The 22,591-nt window shown below is 67.3% G+C and carries 25 protein-coding genes; 8 read left to right on the top strand and 17 right to left on the bottom strand.

Annotated features, from left to right (window positions below):
• Positions 1-125 precede the first annotated feature (125 nt).
• Complete coding sequence (locus EJB06_RS21540; protein WP_126076075.1) at positions 126-1,631, bottom strand: HD domain-containing phosphohydrolase; 1,506 nt, start codon at positions 1,629-1,631, stop codon at positions 126-128.
• A 175-nt stretch (positions 1,632-1,806) separates the two neighbouring features.
• On the bottom strand, positions 1,807-2,544 hold the full coding sequence (locus tag EJB06_RS21535; RefSeq protein WP_126076074.1) for a DNA-formamidopyrimidine glycosylase family protein: 738 nt from the start codon (positions 2,542-2,544) through the stop codon (positions 1,807-1,809).
• 161 nt (positions 2,545-2,705) lie between these two features.
• Here EJB06_RS21535 and EJB06_RS21530 point away from each other — a divergent pair, with 161 nt between their 5' ends.
• Positions 2,706-3,200 (top strand): DUF3016 domain-containing protein, encoded by a 495-nt coding sequence (locus tag EJB06_RS21530; RefSeq protein WP_126076073.1) that lies wholly within the window; start codon positions 2,706-2,708, stop codon positions 3,198-3,200.
• A gap of 21 nt (positions 3,201-3,221) precedes the next feature.
• Here EJB06_RS21530 and EJB06_RS21525 read toward each other — a convergent pair whose 3' ends face one another.
• Positions 3,222-3,416: a hypothetical protein gene (locus EJB06_RS21525; protein ID WP_126076072.1), complete on the bottom strand. Its 195-nt coding sequence runs from the start codon at positions 3,414-3,416 to the stop codon at positions 3,222-3,224.
• On the opposite strand from EJB06_RS21525, the gene EJB06_RS21520 reads away from it, so the two are divergent.
• Positions 3,415-3,615, top strand: coding sequence for a hypothetical protein (locus EJB06_RS21520; RefSeq protein ID WP_126076071.1), 201 nt, complete (start codon positions 3,415-3,417; stop codon positions 3,613-3,615). The genes EJB06_RS21525 and EJB06_RS21520 overlap by 2 nt on opposite strands.
• A gap of 19 nt (positions 3,616-3,634) precedes the next feature.
• Here the strand turns inward: EJB06_RS21520 and EJB06_RS21515 are convergent, their stop codons facing one another.
• The 10 genes from EJB06_RS21515 to mepK all read right to left on the bottom strand — a co-directional run bounded on the left by EJB06_RS21515 (position 3,635) and on the right by mepK (position 12,935).
• Positions 3,635-4,570 (bottom strand): hypothetical protein, encoded by a 936-nt coding sequence (locus EJB06_RS21515; RefSeq protein ID WP_126076070.1) that lies wholly within the window; start codon positions 4,568-4,570, stop codon positions 3,635-3,637.
• A gap of 26 nt (positions 4,571-4,596) precedes the next feature.
• A complete protein-coding gene (locus tag EJB06_RS21510; RefSeq protein ID WP_126076069.1) occupies positions 4,597-5,076 on the bottom strand; it encodes a hypothetical protein in 480 nt (159 codons plus the stop codon).
• A gap of 9 nt (positions 5,077-5,085) precedes the next feature.
• A complete protein-coding gene (locus tag EJB06_RS21505; RefSeq protein WP_126076068.1) occupies positions 5,086-5,682 on the bottom strand; it encodes an RNA polymerase sigma factor in 597 nt (198 codons plus the stop codon).
• Positions 5,683-5,747: 65 nt separating this feature from the next.
• The gene (locus EJB06_RS21500; RefSeq protein ID WP_126076067.1) at positions 5,748-6,191 is read right to left on the bottom strand and encodes a thioesterase family protein; all 444 of its coding nucleotides are present in this window, start codon (positions 6,189-6,191) and stop codon (positions 5,748-5,750) included.
• Positions 6,192-6,347: 156 nt separating this feature from the next.
• Positions 6,348-7,787 carry a PQQ-dependent sugar dehydrogenase gene (locus EJB06_RS21495; RefSeq protein WP_126076066.1) on the bottom strand — a complete coding sequence of 480 codons (1,440 nt, stop codon included), beginning with the start codon at positions 7,785-7,787 and terminating at the stop codon, positions 6,348-6,350.
• Between the two features lie 78 nt (positions 7,788-7,865).
• Positions 7,866-9,074 carry an MFS transporter gene (locus tag EJB06_RS21490; RefSeq protein ID WP_126076065.1) on the bottom strand — a complete coding sequence of 403 codons (1,209 nt, stop codon included), beginning with the start codon at positions 9,072-9,074 and terminating at the stop codon, positions 7,866-7,868.
• A gap of 105 nt (positions 9,075-9,179) precedes the next feature.
• Positions 9,180-11,165: a putative bifunctional diguanylate cyclase/phosphodiesterase gene (locus EJB06_RS21485; RefSeq protein ID WP_126076064.1), complete on the bottom strand. Its 1,986-nt coding sequence runs from the start codon at positions 11,163-11,165 to the stop codon at positions 9,180-9,182.
• A gap of 41 nt (positions 11,166-11,206) precedes the next feature.
• Positions 11,207-11,527, bottom strand: a complete 321-nt coding sequence (locus tag EJB06_RS21480) for a hypothetical protein (protein ID WP_126076063.1) — start codon at positions 11,525-11,527, stop codon at positions 11,207-11,209.
• The gene (locus tag EJB06_RS21475) at positions 11,524-12,342 is read right to left on the bottom strand and encodes a hypothetical protein (protein WP_229427203.1); all 819 of its coding nucleotides are present in this window, start codon (positions 12,340-12,342) and stop codon (positions 11,524-11,526) included. Before EJB06_RS21475 ends, EJB06_RS21480 begins: the two co-directional genes overlap by 4 nt.
• A gap of 56 nt (positions 12,343-12,398) precedes the next feature.
• Positions 12,399-12,935 carry a peptidoglycan L,D-endopeptidase MepK gene (gene mepK / locus EJB06_RS21470; protein ID WP_126076062.1) on the bottom strand — a complete coding sequence of 179 codons (537 nt, stop codon included), beginning with the start codon at positions 12,933-12,935 and terminating at the stop codon, positions 12,399-12,401.
• On the opposite strand from mepK, the gene EJB06_RS31980 reads away from it, so the two are divergent.
• The 3 genes from EJB06_RS31980 (at position 12,934) to EJB06_RS32995 (ending at position 17,231) form a co-directional block, all read left to right on the top strand.
• Entirely contained in the window at positions 12,934-13,098 is a 165-nt protein-coding gene (locus EJB06_RS31980; protein ID WP_164557992.1) for a hypothetical protein, read from the top strand. The genes mepK and EJB06_RS31980 overlap by 2 nt on opposite strands.
• A gap of 175 nt (positions 13,099-13,273) precedes the next feature.
• The gene (locus EJB06_RS21465) at positions 13,274-14,053 is read left to right on the top strand and encodes an NF038120 family PEP-CTERM protein (RefSeq protein ID WP_126076061.1); all 780 of its coding nucleotides are present in this window, start codon (positions 13,274-13,276) and stop codon (positions 14,051-14,053) included.
• A gap of 19 nt (positions 14,054-14,072) precedes the next feature.
• A complete protein-coding gene (locus tag EJB06_RS32995) occupies positions 14,073-17,231 on the top strand; it encodes a S8 family serine peptidase (RefSeq protein WP_126076060.1) in 3,159 nt (1,052 codons plus the stop codon).
• 93 nt (positions 17,232-17,324) lie between these two features.
• Here EJB06_RS32995 and EJB06_RS21455 read toward each other — a convergent pair whose 3' ends face one another.
• The 4 genes from EJB06_RS21455 to EJB06_RS21440 form a co-directional block, all read right to left on the bottom strand.
• Positions 17,325-17,801: a hypothetical protein gene (locus EJB06_RS21455; protein WP_126076059.1), complete on the bottom strand. Its 477-nt coding sequence runs from the start codon at positions 17,799-17,801 to the stop codon at positions 17,325-17,327.
• Between the two features lie 55 nt (positions 17,802-17,856).
• Positions 17,857-18,630 (bottom strand): SDR family NAD(P)-dependent oxidoreductase, encoded by a 774-nt coding sequence (locus EJB06_RS21450; protein ID WP_126076058.1) that lies wholly within the window; start codon positions 18,628-18,630, stop codon positions 17,857-17,859.
• An 82-nt stretch (positions 18,631-18,712) separates the two neighbouring features.
• The gene (locus tag EJB06_RS21445; protein ID WP_229427202.1) at positions 18,713-19,303 is read right to left on the bottom strand and encodes a TetR/AcrR family transcriptional regulator; all 591 of its coding nucleotides are present in this window, start codon (positions 19,301-19,303) and stop codon (positions 18,713-18,715) included.
• Positions 19,304-19,360: 57 nt separating this feature from the next.
• Positions 19,361-20,287, bottom strand: a complete 927-nt coding sequence (locus tag EJB06_RS21440) for a LysR family transcriptional regulator (protein WP_126076057.1) — start codon at positions 20,285-20,287, stop codon at positions 19,361-19,363.
• Positions 20,288-20,392: 105 nt separating this feature from the next.
• Here EJB06_RS21440 and EJB06_RS21435 point away from each other — a divergent pair, with 105 nt between their 5' ends.
• The 3 genes from EJB06_RS21435 to EJB06_RS21425 all read left to right on the top strand — a co-directional run bounded on the left by EJB06_RS21435 (position 20,393) and on the right by EJB06_RS21425 (position 22,551).
• Positions 20,393-21,016: a glutathione S-transferase family protein gene (locus tag EJB06_RS21435; protein ID WP_126076056.1), complete on the top strand. Its 624-nt coding sequence runs from the start codon at positions 20,393-20,395 to the stop codon at positions 21,014-21,016.
• Positions 21,013-21,867, top strand: coding sequence for a pyridoxamine 5'-phosphate oxidase family protein (locus EJB06_RS21430; protein ID WP_126076055.1), 855 nt, complete (start codon positions 21,013-21,015; stop codon positions 21,865-21,867). Before EJB06_RS21435 ends, EJB06_RS21430 begins: the two co-directional genes overlap by 4 nt.
• A gap of 300 nt (positions 21,868-22,167) precedes the next feature.
• Complete coding sequence (locus tag EJB06_RS21425; protein WP_126076054.1) at positions 22,168-22,551, top strand: hypothetical protein; 384 nt, start codon at positions 22,168-22,170, stop codon at positions 22,549-22,551.
• Positions 22,552-22,591 lie beyond the last annotated feature (40 nt).

Genomic DNA, 22,591 nt, shown 5'->3' with positions numbered 1-22,591 from the left:
GAATGCGCGCGCCCAGGGTCGGAAAACGGCGCTGCGTCCTGTTTCGAATATTCTTTCCAGGCAAATTTCGACCTCGTGAATCGATGTCGCTGTCAGCATGGCCGGTCCGCGCCTGGCCGCTGGCCTCAGTCGGGCCAGCGCCGGTTGATCTCCACCGCGGCATCGATATTGGCGATCAGCAGTTCCACGAACACCGGGTCCAGGTGCTGCCCGGATACCTCGCGCAGGTGCGCCACCACCTCGTCCACCGGCCACGCTTCCTTGTAGCAGCGCTTGTGGCTGAGCGCGTCGAACACGTCGGCCACCGCCACGATGCGCGCGTAGACATGGATGTCCGGCCCCATCAAGCCTTGTGGATAACCGCTGCCGTCGAATTTTTCGTGGTGCTGGTGCGCGATCACCGCCGCCGCTTTCAGGATCGGGCGCGAGGATCCGTCGAGGATCGACAGTCCCACCGTCGGATGCTGCTTCATGATGTCCCATTCCTCGGGCGTGAGCTTGCCGGGCTTGAGCAGCACCGCGTCCGGCGTGGCGATCTTGCCGATATCGTGCATGGGCGCGGCGTGCATCAGCACCGCCGTCTCGTCTTCCGGCATGCCGGACGCCTGCGCCAGCATGTGGCACACCTGCGACATGCGCCGCACGTGGTTGCCGGCCTCGTTCGAACGCGATTCGACCACGTCGCCCAGGCGCATGATCAGCTCGGCCTGGGTATCGGTGATCTCTTGCGTGAGCAAGATATTGTCGAAGGCGATCGCCACCCCCGAGCAGAACACTTCCAGCAATTGCGCATCGATGTCGGCGATTTCTTCCACCCCCTTGAGCACCAGCAGCGAAGCCTTGCCGCTGCTGTTGGGGAAGTAGCCGACAAAGGTATCGCCATGCAGGCGCGAGATGCGGTTGCTGCGCGCATCGTCGAGCTGGGCCATCAGCTCGGGGCCGAGCATGGTGTCGCCGATGTCGCCGATCTGGGCCAGGATTTCGTATTCGCTTTCGCCGGTGATGACGCTGGCGCCCGACAGGCGCAGCAGCATGCTCTTTTCCAGGCGCAGCAGGGCCACGACCTGTTGCAGCAGGCCGCTGGCGAAGTCTTTCAGGTTGCGCTGCTGGAAGATATGCGCCGAGGCCGCGATCACCCGCTCCAGCCCCTCGCGATAATTGGCTTGCAGCAGGCGCGCTTCCTCGACCTTCATGATGTCGCGGTAGGCGCGCAGGGCGGCAAAGGTGGTGGTGAACAGTTTGGTGCGGTCGAGCTCGGTCTTTTCCTTGTAATCGTTGATATCGTAGTTGACGATCACGCGCTCTTCCGGCGCCTGGCCCGGCTGGCCGGTGCGCAGCACGATGCGGGTGAACTGGTTGCCCAGGTCTTCGCGCATCCAGCGCGCCACTTCCAGGCCGCTGTCGTCGTTTTCCATCACCACGTCCAGGAATACCAGCGCGATATCGCTTTCGCGCGCCAGCACGTCCTTCGCTTCGGCGCCGGTGTAGGCATGCAGGAAAGTCAGCGCCCGTCCGTCCAGGCGGAAGCGGCTCAGGGTCAGCTTGGTAATGTCGTGGATGTCGGGCTCGTCATCGACCAGCAGGACTTTCCATGGGGCGAGTTTGGGCGTGGCGGATGACAAGAATGACATGAACGGATTCCGATACCGGTGTGTTGCGAGGCAAGCGCATCGACAGCCCAAGGCCGGCCCGTGACGCGCGGGGGGACGGTTCGATTGTAGACCTACTGCACTCTATTAACAACCGGCAATACAAAACCTGTCGTACATTGCGCGCAGTTTGCCGAGGGCCGGCGCGCGCCGGCGCTCAACCGTAGCGTTTCTGGCATCGCTCGCAATAAAAGGCGCGCCGTTTCGTCAAGCCCAGCTTGCCTTTTGAAAAAGGAATGCCGCAGCGCGGACAGCTGGTTTTACGGTGCGCCAGCCAGTGTTGTTTCAGCACGCCTTGCTGTTTCCATGCCAGGAAATCGATGCTGTATTGACGGGCTTGCTCGACCAGGGCGCGCAGCTTGGGCGCCGGCAGCGCGCCGATGGCCGAAAGCGGATGCAGCCTGATCCTGAACAGCACTTCGTTCTTGATGATGTTGCCGACGCCGGCGAAGATGGCCTGGTCGAGCAGGGCGTCGCAGGCCAGCATGGCGGGCGCGGCGCGCAGTTTCTTGCGCGCCTTGGCCGCGTCCCAGGTGGGCGACATGATGTCGGCGTCCCAGTCGTAGCTGGTGTCGAGGTCGGGATCGATGTGCTTGACCGAACAGGCGTAGAAATTCAGTTCGCTGCCGTCGGCAAAGGCGAGCGCCATGCGCGGCGGCGCATCCTTGCGCTGGTTGATGCGGTAGCTGCCGAACAGCAGGAAGTGGATGCGCAGCACCGTGTGCGGCAATTCGATGAGGAAATGCTTGCCCCAGCTGCGCAGCGACACGATGGTCTGCCCCGCCAGGCTGGGCAGGTCGACGGTCTTGGCGTTGCCTGTCGCGCTGACAATTTCCTTGCCGACGAAGGCGGTCGTTTCTTCACGCAGGATGACGAGGGAAGGTCCTTCGGGCATGGTCGGTCTCCTTTTTTTCCGATTCTGGATCGAAAGCGGAAAAGGCACAGTGAGGCGGCTAACATGTCGATACAAAGCGAGACAAAGCACTGACCGACGCCCTTGTCAAAAGCGCGTATATTTGACTGTGAAGACGCGCTTTGCGCATTGAAAGGATGGACATGAAAACCGTATTGACGAAGGTATTACTCGCAAGTGCGCTGGCGGGCCCGATAGCGCTGCCGGCGCTCGCGGCCACGGCGGCGGCATCGGTCTCGTATGTCGAGCCGGAGCGCTTTACCGACGTGCCCTTCACGCCGTGGGAACGCGAGCGCGTGCTCAAGCAGCTGACGGCCCACTTCGACAAGCTGGCCGCCAGCCTGCCGGCTGGGCAGGAACTCAAGGTGGACGTGCTGGACCTCGACCTGGCCGGGCAGACCAGGCCGAATTTCCGTGGCAGCCAGGATTTGCGCGTGATGAACGGCGGCGCCGACTGGCCGCATATCCACCTGCGCTACAGCATCACCGAAGGTGGCAAGGTGATCAGGTCGGGCGAGGAAAAGCTGAGCAATATGCAATACCTGGACCGCATGAACCACTACGGCAACACCGAGCTGCTGCGCTACGAAAAGCAGATGCTCGACGACTGGTTCAAGCCGCTCCTGGCGGCGCGCTGAGCGGGCGGCGGGCCGCGCCGCTCATCGCCCCGGCGCCCCCTGCCCGGCCTGCGTGAACAGGTCGATCACTCCCTGCGCGGCGCGCGCGTCGAAAAAGGCCAGCATATTGCGCGCCGATTGCGTGCCGATTGCCTGCCGATTGCGCGGCGGCTGCTGCGCTGCGTGGAAACAGCGCCGTTCATCCTGGGGGGTGGGCGGGCAGAATGCCGCGAACATGCAGCGGGCGCGCGGCGACAGAGTCGAGCGCGCCGACCTGCTGGACCAGGTGGCGAGCGCCTGGTCCCAGCTCAGCCCGGCGGACTACCCGTTTGCGCGCAGCATGGCGGGGCAGTTGCGCGCGCACGACGACCGGGCCGATTTCCTCGCCGGCGTCGACCTGATCCTGAGCGGCATCGAAGTGATCGCCCGGCCCTAGGCAGGGGGCGCGGCCCGCTTCAGCGCTTGCCGGCGGCCGCCCTGGCGCGCTCGGCCAATACGTCGCGCACGGTGTAGTCGGCCGGCACCGTGAACAGCGCCGCCGGCGGTTCCTCGCGCTTGATGTTGCTAAGGCGGTAGACGCGCTCGCCGCTGCGCGGGTCGCTGTGCTTGCTGTACACGGTCACCTTCAGCTCGGGCGCGTACCAGCTTTCGTTGGACACCACGATGGGGTTGCGGTTGCCGACTTCGCCGGCGGGGATCTCGTAGGTGCGCAGCTTGCCGTCGGCCTTGATGCCCTCGATCTCCTTGCTGCCCAGCTCGCGCGTGACGGCCGTCGCGGCCCAGCGCGCGTCGCCGAAGGCGCCCGCCATGGCCGGGCTGATGCGGGCGCCGGCCATGCTGTCGGCGATCTGGATGCGCACCTTTTCCTGGAACTGCCTGCGGGTCTCGCCCGCGCTCCGTTCGACGCCTTTGACGATCACCTCGTCGCCCGCCTCGCTGCGGCGCTCGGGCAGCTTGCCTTCGGCGCGCAGCTGCGCCACTTTCGCCTGGGCGGCGCTGGCGGCGGCGCGCGCGGCGGCGCTCGGGTCGGCCACCCTGGTCGCGCTTTTCTGGCGCGGGTTGAGCAGGTAGGTGACGCCGTCGGCCGGCTGGTACAGGGTGACCGTGCGCAGCTCGCCGTCGGCGTCGCGGATTTCCTGGCGCGTGCGGCCGCTGCTGTCGCGGTAATTCATGGTGCTGCTGGTGCGGCTGATCTCGTTGCCGTCGGCCAGGCGCTGCTGCTGTTCCGACACCGCTTCGGCGCTGTAGGGGGCGTTCTTGACGGCCTTGCCGTGCATCGGCATCAGCGGACCGGTGAAGCGCAGCGGGTCGGGCGCGGCGACGGCGGCCTGCGCCGTGGGGAACAGCGCGCTGCCGAGCAGCAAGGCGATCAGGAGGGGTGTGGTGTGCATGATGGTCCTTTCCGGGGTGAATGTGATTATTGCGAACTCAGGCGCAGGGCCAGCGGCGAACCGTCGGCGCCGACCAGCAGTTCGGCGCGCACCGAGTCGCCCGCCGTTTCCGGGCTGACCGGCACCCCGAGCGCCGCCAGTTCGGTGCGCTGCAGGCTCGCTTCGAGCATGCGCGGGCTGCTTTCCTGCTCGATCCGCTCGGGCGAGGCGAGGGCGATGAAGGCCAGGCCGTCGTCGGCCGGCAAGGGCGGGCCGCCGGCGGCGCCGGGCAGGGGCGCGCGCAGGACCAGCACGGCCAGCGCCGCCGCCGCTGCGCTGCCCAGGCCGCCCGCCCAGCCCCACTGCGCGCCGGAGAAGCGCTGGTACCAGCGCTGGCGCGGGAACTGCCGGGCAAAGGCGGCCATCAGGGCGTGCTCCACGCGCGGCGGCGTGGTGCAGGCGGCGCTGGCGCTGCGCAAGGCCGCCAGCGGGGCGGCCAGGGCGGGATCGGTGGGGTCGTGGTGCATGGCGCTCTTTCAGGTGGATGCGTGCAGGGCGGTCGGACGGTGCGCCGCCAGCCGTTTGGCCAGGGCCGCGCGCCCGCGCGAGAGGCGCGAGCGCACGGTGCCGATGTCGACCTGGCAAATATCGGCGATGTCGAGGTAGGACAGTTCGTGCAGCTCGTACAGGATGAGGGCGTCGCGGTAGTGCGGCGCCAGTTGCGCAATGGCGCGCCGGACTTGTTCGGCGGTTTCGTTTTCCAGCAGGCGCGCCAGCGGTCCGCTATCGTCGCTGGCGAGTTCGGGGGCGCCGTCGTCGTCGCTATCGTGCTCGGGCAGGCTGGCCAGGCGCAGGCGCGGCTGTTCGTGCTTGAGGATGAGATTGCGCGCCACGCCGAACAGGAAATTCTGCAGCAGGCCGCGCAGCGGGTCGTAATGGACACTGCCGGTCAGCAGGCCCATGAACACTTCCTGGACGATATCGGCCGCCGTGTCGCTCGAACCGGTGCGCAGCAGGGCGAAGCGGTAGACGGGCCCCTGGTGGCGCTGGTACAGGGTCTGGAAGGCGGCGCCCACGCCATCGCGTAGCTGGCGCAGGAGTTCGGTATCGGGGGGCGGGGGCGGCATCGTCATGGTGGTCTCGTCCCTGTATTGCCGCCAATGGACGAAAAAGTTCCCGCTATTTTTAGGGGAAGACCTTAATCGATCCAGTTCACGCGCGGGAACTTGGCGCGGAACTCGTCCGGCATGGTCACCACCTGCGTGGTCTTGTAGTTGAAGAAGACAAAGCCCGACTTGGCCATGGTGATCTGCTTCTTGTCGCGCGGACGGGTGACGCGGAAGATGATGTCGCCGCCGTACTTGTTGAAGTCCATCACGCCGACTTCGAATAGCAGCTGGTCGCGCGCATGGGCTTCGGCGCGGTAGGTGGTGGCCAGGTCGGTGACGATGATGCCGGTGCCGTCGCGCTCGGTTTCGGCGACGCCGAATTCGTACAGGAAGCGCGCACGCGCCTCGGAAATCATGGAAATCATCGAATCGTTGCCGAGATGGTTGGCGCCGTTGATGTCGGTCACGCGCACGGTCAGCGGGGTCGCGTAGCAATACTGGTCTTCCGGAAAATCGAGAATCAGGCGGGCCATGGTGGTTTCGTAATGGACGGGGCAAACGCCGATTCTAGCAGCCTGCCAGAGTTGGGATCGCCGGCTACAAAAATACCTGGGACGGTCCGTAGGCCGCCGCTTGCCCGGCCAACAGCGCGCTATCGGCACTGCGAGATCGTCACCATCCGGCCCCCCTCAAGGCTTGGTCGCGCGCACGATCCGGTACACCTTGCCGGTCGCGGCGATCAGGTACAGCTCGCCCTCGCCATCCTGGCCGAACGATTGAACCGCATCGATGTCGGGAATGGTCCAGCCGGTCTGCTCGGTGACGGCATTGTCCTTGTACAGGAAGCTCTTCAGGTAGCCGCCGCAATAGTCGGAATAGAAATAGCGGCCCGCCAGTTCCGGAATTGCCTTGCCGCGATACACGAAGCCGCCCGTGATCGAGCAACCGTTGACCTTATTGCTGCCGTGCTCGTATTCGAAAGCCGGCAGGGTCAGCCCGTTGCGGTTGCACAGGGCCGCGTTGTAGCAGAGCGTGCCTTCCATGACGTTCCAGCCGTAGTTCAGGCCGCCCTGGTTGGCGCCGACGATGTCGACTTCCTCGCGTTTGCCCTGGCCGACGTCGGCAATGTACAGGCGCTCGCCGTCGAAGGCGTAGCGCCAGGGGTTGCGCAAGCCCAGCGCCCAGATCTCGCCGCGGCGCGCGCTCTGCCCGGCGAAGGGATTCGAGGGCGGAATCAGGTAAGGCTGGGCGCCGCGCGAATCGTTCACGTCGAGGCGCAGCATCTTGCCCAGCAGGGAGGCGGGATTTTGCGCATTGCCTTGCGGGTCGCCCGCGCCGCCGCCGTCGCCGGTGGCCAGGTACAGCATGCCGTCCGGCCCGAAGCTGACCAGGCCGCCGTAGTGGTTGGTCGCGCCCGGATGGGGAATGCGGATGATTTCGAGCACCGCCGACGCTTCGGCCAGGTTGCGGTTGCCGCTGGAGACGCTGTGCCGCTCGATCACGATATTGTTGGCGGCATCGGTGTAGTAAATGAAAAACCAGCCATTGCTGGCGTAGCGGGGATGGAAGGCCATCGACAGCAGCCCGCCTTCGCCGCTGACGGAGACCCGGTTGCGGATGTCGAGGAAGGGCGTGCCCAGCAGCGCGCCATCCTGCATGACGTGGATGCGTCCGCTGCGTTCGACGATGAACTGGCGCGTATCGCCGCCCGGGGCGGTGAGGAAGATGGCGCCGTTGACACTGGCCACTTCGCGCACGTTCAGGGCCAGGGTGCTGCTGCTGTAGCTGACGTTGATGACGGAGGTGGTGTCGGCGCCCACCACGGCGGTCTGGACCGGCGCGCTGGCGTTCCAGCTGAGGTTGCCGCTCAGGACGCTGTCGGCGCTCACGGTGTAGCTGCCGGGCGCCAGGCCGGACAGGGTCTGGCTGCTGCCGATGGTCCTGGCGTAGGAGGCCGGCCCGCTGATGCGCACCACGGCCGGCAGGCCGGCGGGCAGGCCGGAAAGATTGATGGTCACCGCGCCGTTGCCGGCTTGCGGCACGGGCTTGTCGTCGTCATCGGAGCCGCAGGCGGTCAGCAGGACCAGGGCCAGGGCGGGCAGCATGGACCGCAAGTGCGATATGAACATGTCAATCTCCGGAGGTGACCTTGAGCGATTGACAATACGGACCGCCCAGGCGCCGGTCTGTGCGCCAGCGCACACCGTTCAGCGCAGCGCGACGGCGGCGCCGGCGGCGCTGCGCACCGCCATCAGGTACAAGCCCAGCGAGGTCAGCGAAAACAACAGCAGCAAGGAGAACAGCAGCGCCGGCGAGGCATGGAACTGGAGCAGGGTGGCGATCGCGATCGGCCCGGCCGCGCGCGCGACCAGCGCCGGGCCGGCCAGGGCGCCCGAAATGGCGCCGTAGTGGCGCGCGCCGAACAGCAACTGCGGCACGGTGCCGCGCACAATCGTCAGGATGCCGTTGGAAAAACCATACAATATGCAGAACAGCGCCACCGCCACCTGGTGCTGGCCCCAGAACAGCACGGCGAGCAGGGAGCCGGGTAGGACCGCGAAGCAGACCGTGCCGACCGCCTGCGGACGGGCGTTGCGGGCAAAGCGCATTTCGCCGAGGCGGCCGGCGACCTGCATCGGCCCGATCAGCGCGGCCATCCACACCACGCTGGACAGGGCATGGCCGCAGGATTGCAGGATCGGGATCAGGTGCACCGACAGCGCCGAGAAAATGAAGCTGTTGGCCGAAAAGGCGAAGGCCAGCTTCCAGAAGGCGGGATGGCGCAGCGCTTGCCCGAGCTTGTAGTCGGCGTCCGCCGGCGCCTGCTGCCTGGCATCGGCGGCGGCCGCTGGCGGCGTGTCCAGCAGCAGGTGCAGCGGCAGGCACAGCAGCAATTGGGCGAGGCCGTAGGCCAGGAAGGTGTGGCGCCAGCCGAGCATGCCGTTCAGCTGCACCGTGAGCGGCCAGAACACGGTGCTGGCGAAGCCGCCGAACAGGGTCACGGTCGAGATGGCCCGGCGCGCGCCGATGCCGAACTGGCGGTTCAGGGTGGCAAAGGCGGCCTCGTACAGCACTGCCGACATGGACAGCCCGAGCACGGTCCAGGCCAGGTAGTAGCCGGCGCTGCCCCGGGCCTGGCTCAGCAGGATGAAGCCGAGTCCGCACAGCAGCGAGCCGCCGGCCATCACCAGGCGTCCGCCGTGGCGGTCGATCAGGATGCCGGACGGGGTGGCGGCCAGGCCGGCCACCAGCAGGCACCACGAATACGCGCCGAACACGGCGGCCGGCGCCAGGGCCAGTTCGCGCGCGATGTCGTGCGCCACGATGGCGAAGGCGTAGTACAGGGTGCCCCAAGACAAGACTTGTGTGACGGCGAGGATGGCGACAGTGTGGCGGGTGCGGGGAGGGCGGTCCATGGTGCAGGCTGCTCATGCGTGGTTGGCGCAGGGCGCACCTGGACGATTGTAAGGCCAAGCCGGAAATATTGCTTGCTGTTATGTCGTTGCGCGAAGGGCGCCACGTCAGGCCGTCAGCAAGGGCGGCCCGTGCAACAGCGCTTCGAAGGCGTCCGGCGGCAGCGGTTCGCCGAACAGGAAGCCCTGGCCGTAATCGCAGCCGGCGCGGCGCAGGATGTCGTACTGCTGCTCGGTCTCGACGCCTTCGGCGATCACTTCCAGGCCCAGCTTGTGGGCCATGACGATGATGGCCTCGCACAGCGCCACGTTGGCGGCGTCGTGCTCCAGGTTGTAGACGAAGGATTTGTCGATCTTCAGGTAGTCCAGGTTGAACTTGCGCAGGTAGGACAGCGAGGAATAGCCGGTGCCGAAATCGTCGAGCGAAATCTTGATGCCGGCCTGCTGGAAGGCCAGCAACTGCTTCATCACCGCGCTGTTCGAGGCCAGCAGCAAGCCTTCGGTGATTTCGATGCCGACCTCGGGCGGGCCGGTGCCGCCGCCGGTGTCGAAGCTGTGGTCGGCCAGCCAGTGGCGGCAGTTTTCGCCGTTGGTGTGATAGAACTGGGCCGGCGAGACGTTGACGTTGACCGTCAGCTGCCGGTCGACGCGGCGCCAGCGGCGCGCGTGCGCCAGCGCCTTGCGGAACACCCAGTTGCCGATCGTGACGATCTGCCCCGTGTGCTCGGCGATGGGAATGAAGTCGACCGGGCTGACCGGCCCGCGCGCGGGATGCAGCCAGCGCACCAGCGCCTCGGCCTTGCGGATCTGCCCGCTGGCCATGTCGATGATGGGCTGGAAGTGGACCGCCAGCTGGTCGTCGTCGATGGCGCGCCGCAACTCGTTGCTGATCGCCATGCGCGCCTGGGCCGCTTCCTGCATGCTGGCCGTGAAATAGGTGAAACGGTTGCGGCCGTTGTCCTTGGACTGGTACATGGCCTGGTCGGCGTTGCGCAGCAGGTCGCCGGCCGTCAGCGCGTCGCGCGGGTACATGGTGATGCCGATGCTGGCCGAGATGTAGGCCAGTTCGTTGCCGAGCAGGAAGGGCTTGGCCAGGTCGTTGCGGATCTTTTGCGCCACCTTGGTGACCGTGTCGATATTGTGCAGCTCGCTCAGGGTGATCGTGAATTCGTCCCCGCCCAGGCGCGCCACGGTGTCGCTCTCGCGCACATAGGTCTGCAGGCGCTGGCCGACCTGCTTGAGCAGCATGTCGCCGACCTGGTGGCCGAGCGTGTCGTTGATTTCCTTGAAATGGTCGAGGTCGATGAAGAGCAGGGCCAGCGGCAGTCCGCTGCGGTGGGCTTTTTTGATGTCCATCTCGAGCCGGTCCTGGAACACATTGCGGTTGGGCAGGCCGGTCAGGCGGTCGATGTTGACCTCGCGCAGCGCCTGTTCGATCAGGCGGCGGTCGCGCACCTCGGTCGAGAGCGAATAAGCCTGCTGCTGCAGCGCGGCGATGGTGCGCTGCAGGGTTTGCACGCTGGCCGCGGGGTCGTAGCTTTCGGCCGGCAGCACGTGGGTGTGCAGGGTGCACACCTCGTCGAACATGGGGGCGTCGGCCGCCGCCGGGAAGGCATTGAGCGGGTAGGCGCACAGCAGGTCGAAATCGAACTGGCGCTGCAGCTTGTTGAAGAAGCGCTCGACCCGGATGGCGGCGTCGTGCTTGCCGACCGCGTTCAGCGAGCAGTGCGAGGTGGCGCACAGGATCGCCACCATTTCGCCGAACACGCACACGCGGCCCTGGTGGCGCTCGCTGGCCTGGCGGATCACGTTGCCGATGGCCGTGCGGAAGCGCCGCTCGTCGGGCAAGCCGTTTTCCATGAACATGGGCAGCATGTGGTCGGCGTGCAGGGCCAGGTAGCTGCCGTCGCGGCTGCGGCCCTGCGCGTCGACCAGGCCGCGCGCGCCCAGCGATTCGTGCAGCATGTCCAGGTGGCTGCTGGTGGCGATGGCAATGCCCTTGTCGCCGCGTTCGAGGGCGTCGCCGATGTAGTCGGACAGGCCCTTGATGAGAAAGACGTCGTCCTCGTAGAACTGGACCAGGTGATCGTTCATGCCAGCCCCGCAAACGGTTGAATGAACCGTTAGATGCGGCGTCAGCGAATAGGTTCCCGCGCCGGGACGGAAAGTTGCGCGCGCCGGCGCTGCTTGCGCACCACGCCATCGGCGCCTAACAGGAGCACCAGTTCCTCGACGCCGCCGGGCACGGGCAGCTGGTACAGCCAGGCTTCGTAGCCGCTGTCGAAGACCACCTTGTGGGTCGGCCCCAGGGTCGCCAGCAGGCTGGCGCGGGTGCTGTGGCCGGGGCGGATGGACTGCGCCTGCGCGGCCGTGAGCGCGGCGCCGGGCGGCGGCGCCGGGGCCTGGGCGCAAGCGCCGAGCAGCAGGGCCGCGCCGAGCGCGGCGGCCGCCCTCATGGCGCCCCGCCGGCCGGCTCGTCCATGTACGCGAATTCGAGCACCGCCTCGTCCGGCCAGGCGGGATCGAAAATCGGCGCGTAGTAGCTGCGATCGAGCAGCACCTGGCAGTCGCAGAAGCGCAGGTCGCCGGCGCTGAGGCGCCCGCCGGCGTACAGCATCTTGAACGGCAGCACCTCGGCGCGCGCGCCGTGGCGCACGGTCACCGCGAACAGCGGCCGCTCGGCGAAGAACAGGTAGTTGCCGTCGGCGCTGGTGCAGACCTGCCCGGCGTCGCTCAGCGCATCCGACAGCCAGCCGAAGATCGGCGAGTTGTTCGAGATCAGCCCGGCAACGATGCCGACCCGGCATTCGAGCCGCAAGTCGCCCAGCCGGCGCGTGCCGGGCGCGAGGCCGGGGCTGTGGATGGCGGCGCGCCAGGTCAGGCTGTCGGCGCGCCGGTTGGCGACGACGGCGGCGTCGTCGCGCAGGGCCTCTTCATTGCGCGGCAAGACGAAGCTGTGGTCGGCGTCGAGCGCCAGCGGCACGCTGATGCGCTCGCCCGCGATGCGCAGCGCCACGCCGCGCATGTCGGTCGTGGGCAGGCGCGGCAGCAGCCGGAAGCGCAGGCTGGCGGCCGGCGCCAGCGCGCGCTCGCGTTCGAAACGCGCCACCCCGGCCATCATCTTGCGGTAGGACTTGTCGACCGGATCGCGTACATAGGGAACGATCACGGTCGGCATGGGCGCGGCGGGGGCGGGCTGGGCGGAAGCGGGCAGGAACGAGGTGGCAAGAATGGCAATGCCTAGGCGCCAAAGCGATGGCAGGAAGGTCATGCCGGCAGGCGCCGCACTGGCAGGTGCAAGGGGGCGGCGCTGCCGGACGGGCACGCTTACCAGCGGCGCAGGCGGCCGGTATCGAGGTGGACGAATTGCGAATCGGGGTAGTAGCCGACCCCGCCGCCGCGCGCGTTCAGCGCCGCCTTGTGCACGTGCGACAGGCTTTTGCCCGGCATGCGGATATCGATGGCCTTGCCTTCGAGGTGCATGCTGTGGCGCGCCACGCCGTCGCTGGCTTCGGCCAGCTTCTGGTTGGTTTCGGGCGAACGGTAGCCGGAAATGACGTGCAGGACCGGATCGCGCCCGAGCTGGGTGCTGACCCGGTTGAGCAGGACCAGCAGCTGCGGGTCGATCTCGGCGATGGTGTTGCTGCGGTGATCGCGCAACAGCCTGTTGATGTCGCTGAGCGAGTCGGGCAGGAATGCGCCTTCGGCCCAGAACACGCTGCGCAGGCTTTCGCCGGTGTGGGTGTTGTACAGGCGCAGGGTGCGTTCGCCTGGTACGGCCTGGGCGGTACGGGCCATGGCGGGAAGGCTGAGTGCCGATGCCAGTACAACCGAACTCTTCAGAAAGGAGCGGCGTGGGTTCATGATCGATCCTTACGCTTATACACGAACGACCATCATACACACCCTTGATGGCGCGCGCACGCAATTACGCGCGCAAACGCAAAAAGAGTCAAGTCAAGCTAACACAAACAATGTCGGTAAATGTGGCGAAATTGTAACGGGCATGTTTGTCATCTTTTCATAGAGGAAACGAAACAAGCTTTGGCGAAACCATGAAAAATATGAATTTCTTTCGTTGAGAATATTGCTACAACAATTATTTCCTTTGCTATAGTCTTTTGCACTTTTAAGAAAAGTAGCAAGCAGGCAAATCGACCTGTCCGCCCATTGATCGAAATAATTCAAACATAAGGCAAGAGATGAATCGCACAGTCACCCCGCTGGGTACCCCACGGCGCGCCACCCGCGCACTCCACAAGATCGCCGCTGTCGCCGCGCTGGTTTGCGCGCTGCCGGCCATGGCCAGTCCCATCACCTTCGAATCGATCGCGCCGAACGCGCTGGTCAACGGCGACACCCTCAGCGAAGGCGGCTACCAGATGCTGGTCCTGGCCAGTCCGATCGTCGCCGAACTGGGCCTGACCGGCCCCTTCGCCACGGTGGTCAACAGCAACGATCCGGATACCTGCTTTGCGATCGGCTGCCCGACGGGCGCCAGCGGACACTTCCTTGCGGTCACCAACGACGGCGGCGTCAAATTCACCCGCGCCGGCCACCAGTTCCAGCTCGGCAGCCTGAGCCTGGCGTTCCTGCCGCCGGTCGACGTGACCGACGGCGACTACGGCCTGCTGCAGTTTTCCGGCATCCGCGGCGACGGCACCGTGGTCTCGAGCAGCGCGGCCTTCCCCGGCCAGGCCGCCAACGGCAGCTTTACCTTCGGCTCGGCCCTGATCGACTCGGCATTCCGCAATGAAGTGCTGACCAGCCTGACCGTCAACGCCTGCCTGTTCGACGGCAACGGCGGCTGCTACAACTCGCTGGCCAACCCGGCTTTCGGCCAGGCCCAGTTCGCACTCGACGACATCAGCTTCAACGCCGTGCCGGAACCGGGATCGTTCCTGCTGGTCGGCCTCGGTATCGGCGCCATCGGCCTGACCCGCCGCCGCAGCAAAGCTTCCCCATCGACCGCCACCATCTAAGCACGCAAGGAATTCCATCATGACTCTCCGCCCTGTATCCCTTGCCGTCATGCTGATGCTGGCAGGCATCACCAGCACCACCGCCGCCGACGAAGCGCGTCGTTCCTACATCGTGCAACTGGTCGACAAGCCGGTCGCCACCTACACCGGCCAGGTCGCCGGCCTGCCGGCCACCAAGCCGGCCGAAGGCCAGCGCCTCGATGTCGACGCCACCGATGTGCAGAACTACATCACTTACCTCGACACCAAGAAATCCCAGGTCCTCTCGACCGTCAGCGCGGCCCAGGTCACGCACCAGTTCAACGTGGTCTTCAACGGCTTCTCGGCCATGCTGACCGACGCCGAAGTGCGCGCGCTGAAAAAAGACGCCGGCGTGGCCAACATCACGGCCGACTCCATCATGCAGATGGACACCAACTACACCCCGACCTTCCTCGGCCTCGATAAAGCCGGCGGCCTGTGGGAACAGGTCGGCGGCAAGGCGGCCGCGGGCGAGAACATCGTCATCGGCATCATCGACAGCGGCGTGTGGCCGGAAAACCCCTCGTTCGCCGACAAGGTCGACGCCGACGGCGTGCCGAGCCACGCGGGCACCACCCTGGCCTACGGCGCGCCGCCAGCGACCTGGAAAGGGTCGTGCGACACCGGCGAAGGCTTCGCCCTGAGCAATTGCAACAACAAGCTGATCGGCGCGCGCTACTTCAAGTCGCCGCTGCAGTCGCTGCACTGGACCGAATTTAATTCCTCGCGCGACTCGGTGGCCGGCGCCGAAGGCCATGGCGGCCACGGCACCCACACCGCGACCACGGCCGGCGGCAACGCCAACACGCCTATCGTCAACGGCAACCTGAACCTGGGCAAGGCCAGCGGCATGGCGCCGCGCGCCCGCATCGCCTCGTACAAGGTGTGCTGGACCGACGCCACCTCCGGCAAGAACGGCTGCGCCACCGCCAACAGCGTGGCCGCGATCGAACAGGCCGTGAAAGACGGCGTGAACGTGATCAACTTCTCGATCGGCCCGAACGCCGGCGGCGGCGCCTTCAACGAAGCGACCGAAGTGGCCTTCCTGGGCGCGGCCAGCGCCGGCGTCTTCGTGGCGGCTTCGGGCGGCAACTCCGGTCCGAGCGTGCTGACCCCGGCCCCTGTGTCGCACATCAGCCCATGGCTGACCACGGTCGGCAACTCGAGCCACAACCGCCTGTTCGTCGGCACCGCCACCCTCGGCAACGGCGTCAAGCTGACCGGTTCGTCGAGCAATGCCTCGACCGCCTCGGCCGCCCTGATCCTGGCGCGCGACGCCGGCAAGGCCGGAGTCGACCCGACCAATGTGCAGCTGCTGCAATGCTTCGGCGCGGCCGACGGCCTCGCGGCGCTGCTCGACCCGGCCAAGGTGGCCGGCAAGATCCTGGTCTGCGACCGCGGCGCCAACGTACTGGTCAACAAGAGCCAGAACGCCAAGGATGCCGGTGCGGTCGGCGCCATCATCGCCAACGTGGCAGCCAACAACAACGCCATCCTGAACCAGTCGCACGCACTGTCGACCGTGCACCTGCCGCTGGCCGAAGGCACCACCCTGAAGAGCTACATCGCGGCCAATCCGGCCAGCGCCGTCGCGTCGCTGGGCGACCTGAAAGGCGTGGTCAATCCGAACGTGGCGGCGCCGGTGATGAGCGGCAGCTCCTCGCGCGGACCGAACGTGGCCAACGCCAACATCCTGAAACCGGACGTCACCGCACCGGGCAGCGACGTGCTGGCCGGCGTCACCGCCGACCTGACCAAAGCGCAGCGCGACGCGGTCGCCGCCGGCGGCGCGGCGCCGTCGACCGACTGGGCCTTCTACTCGGGCACCTCGATGGCCAGCCCGCACGTGGCCGGCCTGGCTGCGCTGCTCAAGCAGCTGCATCCGACCTGGACCCCGGCGATGATCAAGTCGGCGCTGATGACCACCGCCAACCCGACCCAGCCGGACGGCGTGACCGCCTCGGTGGCCTGGGACAAGACCGCCAAGGCCACCGGCACCCTGCCATGGGGCCAGGGCGCGGGCCATGTGACGCCGAACGGCGCCGCCAATCCGGGCCTGGTGTACGACGCCACGGAAATCGACTACGCGCGCTTCCTGTGCGGCCTGAACGCCAACGTCTACAGCCCGGCGACCTGCCAGGCGGTCGGCACCATCCAGCCGTATAACCTGAACCTGGCCTCGCTGACCGCCGGCAACGTGCTGGGCAGCCTGACCCTGACCCGCACCGTGACCAACGTCGGCAGCAGCACCGCGACCTACAACGCCACGGCCAGCGTGCCCGGCTACACGGTCGACGTGCAGCCGCCGACCCTGACCATCGGCGCCGGCCAGAAAGCCACCTTCAAGGTCAAGGTCACGCGCACCAACGCCCCGGTCGATACCTGGGTGTACGGCAGCCTGGTCTGGTCGGACGGCGTCAATACCGTGCGCAGCCCGCTGACGGTGCGCGGTTCGGCACTGGCGGCGGCGGCATCGGTGTCGAGCGAATTCGCCACCGGCTCGAAGCTGATCACGATCGGCACCGGCTTCACCGGCGCCATGACCTCGGTCAAGTCGGGCCTGCTGCCAGCGGTCGTGGAAACGCGCAGCGTCGGCGAATCGGGCACCGATTCGGCGGTCTACCTGGCGGCCTGCCGCGCCGGCGGCGGCGCTGGCGTGAACGTGCACACGGTCAACGTTCCAGCCTCGACCATGGCGGCGCGCTTCGCGCTGTTTAACGACGACACCGCCGGGGGCGCCAATTCGGACCTCGACCTGATCGTGCTGGCCCCGAACGGCACCGTGTCGAGCAGCGGCAACGGCGGCTCCAACGAGCGCGTCGAGCTGGTGCAGCCGGCCGCCGGCGCCTACAAGGTGTGCGTGATCGGCTACGAGCCTGCCAACGGCGAAGCCGAGTACAAGCTGTCCTCGTGGGTCCTGCCGGAAGGCGCCAGCAACGGCAACTTCAAGGCACTGGTACCGGCGTATTCCTACGTCGGCGGCACCGGCACGGTCAGCATGAGCTGGTCGGGCCTGGCGGCCAACCAGCGTCACCTGGGCGCTTTGCGTTATGTGGTCAATGGCGCGACCCAGGGCATGACCATGGTCGAAGTCAACACCAACGACCCGCTGCCGCAGTTCGACGCGCCGCGCCGCGCCGTGGTACTGGCGAAGTAAAGCAGGGAAAGGCAGGCGCGCCGCACGGTGCGCCTGCAAACGACAAAGGCTGCGGCATTCTTGCCCGCAGCCTTTTTTTATGGGGTGCCGGAATCAGCGCGCGTCGACGCCGCCCAGGCTGCGCGCCTGCAGCACGCATTTGCCGGCCGTGCAGGTGGCGCCCGGATCCTGTTCGACCGAGCAGGTCGACATCATGCCGCTTTTTTCGTTCTGTTTCTTTTCTTCGGCGGCCTGGTCGGCGGCCAGGCGCGCCAGCAGTTCGCCGTTGCTGCGCTTGGCCGACCAGGGCAGGAAGCCGGCCGGTCCGCCGCAGGGCTTGCTGCCGACCGGCAGGGTGCGGCACTGGCTGGCGTTGTCGCAGGCGGCGTCGCCGATTTCGGCCGTGATGCGCTCGCCGAGCGAGGCGGCACGCTGGGCAGGCGCAGCCGGCGCAGGCGCGGCCGGCGCGCTGGCGGGCGCTGGCGCCGCCGTGGCGGCATTGCCGGACGGTTCGCTGCAGGCGGTGCCGGCGGCGATCAGCGCGGCTGCAATGCACAGGCGCAGGAAAGAGGTGGGGGCAGGTGTTTTCATGCCCCCATGATCGCGGATCGATGGGCGCTTTGCAAGCGCGGCGCGCGTTCGGCGATCAGTTGCGTCCGGCCATCACGCCGCCATCCACATCCCACACCGCGCCGGTGACCCAGCCCGCCTCCTTCGACAGCAGGAAGGCCACCGTGTGCGCCACGTCCTGCGCCGTGCCGATGCGTCCGATCGGATGGAAGGCGTTGAAGCCCTGCAATGCGGCCGCCACCTGCTCCTTCGGAATGAAACCCTCGTACACCGGCGTGTCGACCACGGCCGGCGAAACCGCGTTGACGCGGATCCCGTGCGGCGCCAGTTCCATCGCCAGGTGCTGGGTCAGCGCGTGGATGCCGGCCTTGGCCATCGAATAGGCCGACGATGGCGTGGCGGCCACCGCCTGGCGCGCCCACATCGAGCCGATGTTGACGATCGCGCCGGGCGCGCCGCGCGCCACCATGGCGGCCACCACCGACTGCGTCAAAAAGAAGATGCCGCGGTTGATCGCCTGGTACTGGTCGTAGTCATGCGCGCTGTGCTCCAGGAACGGCTTGGGGAAAAAGATCCCGGCGGCGTTCAGGATCAGGTCGATCTGCGGATGCCCGGCGGCCAGTTGCTGGCGCAGGCGGCTCAGCTCGGTTTCGTTGCCGATGTCGCCGGCCAGGGTATGCACGCGCCCGGGGGCGTCGAGTGCGGCGGCGGCGCGCGCGTTTTTTGCGGCGTCGCGACCGAGCAGGATGACCGCGCCGCCGCCGCGCACCACCTCGCGCGCCGCCGCCAGCCCGATGCCGCTGTTGCCGCCGATTGCCAGCAGGGTGTGTCCTTCGAATGCCTTGTTCATGATGCACCTTTCTATACCAACTAGTTGGTAGGTTGATGTTGCCAAAAAAATGCCGGCCCAAGCCGGCAAGGGAAGAAATCGTTCAGGCCAGCATATTCGATACGTACGTCGCGCCGGCGTTGGCGGGGCTGTGGTCGCTGCCGCAGCCGCGTCCGACCATCATCGCCCCTTCGAGCGCGCTGAGCAGGCCGTAGGCTTGTTCCTCGGCACTGCCGCGTACGCGCAGCAGGCCGGCCTGTTCGCCCTCGCGGATGGTGCTGGCCAGCCAGGCCAGGTTGAGCTGGAAAAAGGCCCGCACGTCCAGCGCGACCTCGGGCGACATGGCGGCCGCCTCGGCGCCCAGGATGCCGCACACGCACAGGCGCCGGTCCTGCCGGTAGGTGGCGGCGAACAGGGCGCCGTAGCGGGCCAGCCGCGCCGGCGCATCCCCGCCGCCGGCGTCGATCTCGCGCAAGAGGGTGGCGAAGCGGTCGGCGTAGCGCTGCACGATGGTCTGCACCAGATCGGCCTTGGTGCGGAAGTGGTGGTGGATGCTGGGCTTGCGGATATCGATCTCGCGCGCGATGTCGTCGTAGGAAAAGCCGTTGTAGCCGTACTGCTGGATCAGGCGCTGGGCCGCGTCCACCACCCGCTCGGCCGAGGCCGACAGTTCCGAAAATCGTTTTACCACCATGCCTCCGTTTGCCTACCAACTAGTCGGTTTGGATCGTGCCAGAATGGCGGCGCGCTGTCAAGCGCTGTCGGGGGGAGCGGCCGGGTCGAGCGCCGCCAGGGACCCCAGGCGGGCCGCCAGGAAGTCGATGCAGGCGCGCAGGCGCGGCGCCATGTGGCGCGCGCTCGGCACCAGCAGCTGCACCGGCAGCGGCGCCGGTTCGCTCTCCGGCAAGAGGCGCACCAGGGAGCCGTCGGCCAGCTGCCCGGCCACCTGGTAGGACAGCGGGCGGCCGATGCCGCGTCCGGCCAGCACCGCCAGCAGCATGGTATCGATCTCGTTGACGATCAGGCGCGGCGCCAGGCGCACCGCGAATTCGCGCCCGTCGGCGCGTCCGGGGTCGGCAAAGCGCCATTCGGTCGCCGCGCGCTGCGTGCTGAAGATGATGTCGTGCGCCTCCAGCGCGCGCGGACTGGCCGGACTGCCGCGCCGCGCCAGGTAGGCCGGGCTGGCCACCAGCACGCGCCGCACCTGGCCCACCTGGCGCGCCATCATGCCGGTATCGGGCAGGGCGCCGATGCGCAGCGCCAGGTCGAGCCCGTGTTCGATCATGTCCAGGTTGCGGTCGTTGAACACCAGCTCGACCTGCAAGGCCGGATGCAGGTCGAGGAAGTCGATCATGGCCGGCGCCACGTGGCGCCGCCCGAACACGGTCGGCACGGTGATGCGCAGGCGGCCGCGCAGGGGCGCGTTGTCGTCCTCGCGCACGGCGTCCTCGTAATCGGCCAGCACGCGGCGCGCCATCTCGGCCAGGCGCAGGCCGGCGTCGGTGGCCGCCAGGCGGCGCGTGGTGCGCTCGACCAGGCGCGCGCCGACCCGCTCTTCCAGGGCCGCCAGCGCGCGCGTGACGGCCGGGGCCGAGCGGCGCAGGCGCCGGGCCGCGCCGCTCAGGCTGCCCGCGTCGAGGATCGCCACGAAGATCTGCAACTCATCGAAACGGTCCATGCACTCTTCCAGTAATTGAAATAATCATTTTCAATTTAACAGGATTCTCACCAAAGCGGGCAAGCGATAGCATGGCTTTCCTGTTCTTTTTCGAATCGAGATGCCATGCAACCCACTTCCCTGATCCTCCACGGCCTGCCGCTGTCGGGCCATGTGCACCGTGTCGAACTGCTGCTGCGCATGCTGGAGCTGCCCTTCACCTTGGTGCCGGCGCCGCCCGAGGTGCGCGCGAGTGCCGCCTTCCGCGCGCTCAATCCGCTCGGGCAGATCCCGGTGCTGCAGGATGGCGCGCTGGTCGTCACCGACAGCAATGCGATCCTGGTCTACCTGGCCAGGCGCTACGCCCCCGGCAGCGGCTGGCTGCCCGAAGACCCGGCCGGGGCCGCCGCCGTGCAGCGCTGGCTGTCGATCGCCGCCGGCGAACTTGCCTTCGGGCCGGCCAAGGCGCGCGCCAACGCGCTGTGGAAGGTGCCGGCCGACCTGGCCCAGGCCGGCGCCGTGGCGCAGCGCCTGCTCGGTTTCATGGAACAGCACCTGGGCGCGCGCGGCTTCCTGGCGGCCGCGCACGCCACCGTGGCCGACCTGGCCTGCTACAGCTACGTGGCGCACGCGCCGGAAGGGGGCATCGCGCTGGCGCCGTATCCGGCGCTGCGGGCCTGGCTGGCGCGCATCGAAGCCTTGCCGGGATTCGTGGCGCTGCCCGCCTCGCCCTTGCCGGCGGCCGCATGAGCGCGCCGTATCACGAGGGCGAGCTGAGGGCGCAGGCGCTGGCCGGCGAGATCAGTCACGGCAACGGCATCCGCCCCTTCATGCCGGACCAGCACCGCGGCTTCTTCGCGGCGCTGCCGTTCTTGCTGGCGGGGACAGTCGAGGCCGATGGCCGGCCGCGCGCGCGCGTGCTGGGCGGCGCGCCCGGCTTCATCGACAGTCCCGACCCGCGCACCCTGCGCATCGCCGTGGACGATGGCGGCCTGCGCGCCGGGCAGGCGATCGGCCTGCTGGGGCTCGACTTCGGCACGCGCCGGCGCAACCGGGCCAACGGCGTGGTGCGCAGCGCCGGCAATGGGGAGCTGCTGATCGATGTGCGCGAGAGCTTCGGCAACTGCCCGCAGCATATCGTGCTGCGCGACGTGCGGGCGGTCGCGCCGGTGGCGGCGGCCGTGCGCGCGTTCGACGGCCTCGATGGTGGACCGGACGTGCGCGCCCTGATCGCGCGCGCCGAGACCTTCTTCATTGCCACCACCGGCGGCGCGCATGGGGCCGACATCTCGCATCGGGGCGGGCCGGCCGGTTTCGTGCGGATCGAAGGGAATACCCTGACCGTGCCCGATTTCGGCGGCAACCGCTACTTCAACACCCTGGGCAATGTGCTGCTCGATCCGCGCGCGGCGCTGCTGTTCATCGACGACGCCAGCGGCGACGTGCTCGAACTCGAAGGCCGGGTGGAAATTGCCTGGGACCACGGCCCGGCCGTGCCGGGTCATGCCGGCGGCCGGCACTGGCGCTTCACGGCCGAGCGCGGCCGCATCACGCACGGCGCCCTGGCGCTACGCTGGACGCGCCGGCAATCACTTTCTTAACAAGGCTCAGACCCCTGGCTAGCAATCTGCCCAACTTTCTCTCGAATTCCTACAACCGGGGTCAGAGCTTTAAATTGCAATTTGTTGATTAAGCGCCTGAGTTTTTGGCGAAAGCGGTGGAATGCTGGCGTCTGGTCTAGCCGGCCGCCTGAACGGTCGTAAGAAGAAGACAAAATCGTTTTGGGAACGTTTTTTGTTGCTAGTTAAAGCTCTGACCCCGGTTGGGGAATTTGTTGCTAGTTAAAGCTCTGACCCCGGTTAAGCACCGATATACTGTCCGGCATGGACAATCATCACCCCGTGCTACGCGAAATTATCGAGCTCTTCGTCGAACCGTCGCGCAAGGCGCGCTATCTTTATTTGTCGGAAAAATCGAAACGCCGCCCGCAGTTGCTCGACGAACTGCTGCATGACGCACGCGACCTGCGCGCCGATCGCAGCCGCGCGCTCGATCCGACCCTGTCCGACCCCGATCAGGTGCTGGCCCTGATGCGCCAACACGGCGCCGGCAAGACCTGCCACGTGTTCGGCCGCTCCAGCTTCGATGGCGAACACGCCGACCTGCGCGCGGCGCTGGCCGAGGCGGTCGGGCGCATGCGCGAAGTGATCGTCTATGCACGCGAGGCCCGGGTCGCATTCGTGGAAGAACACGACGGGCGCCAGTTCATCCTGTCGATGAAGTGACGCCCGCAACGGCTGAGCCGAACCCGGCATTGTTCGATAC

This window comes from Massilia atriviolacea, assembly GCF_003953935.1.
Classification (GTDB): Bacteria; Pseudomonadota; Gammaproteobacteria; order Burkholderiales; family Burkholderiaceae_D; genus Telluria_A; species Telluria_A atriviolacea.
Note: the sequence above shows the minus strand (reverse complement) of the source record. Positions and strands in the feature narration are given on the sequence as shown.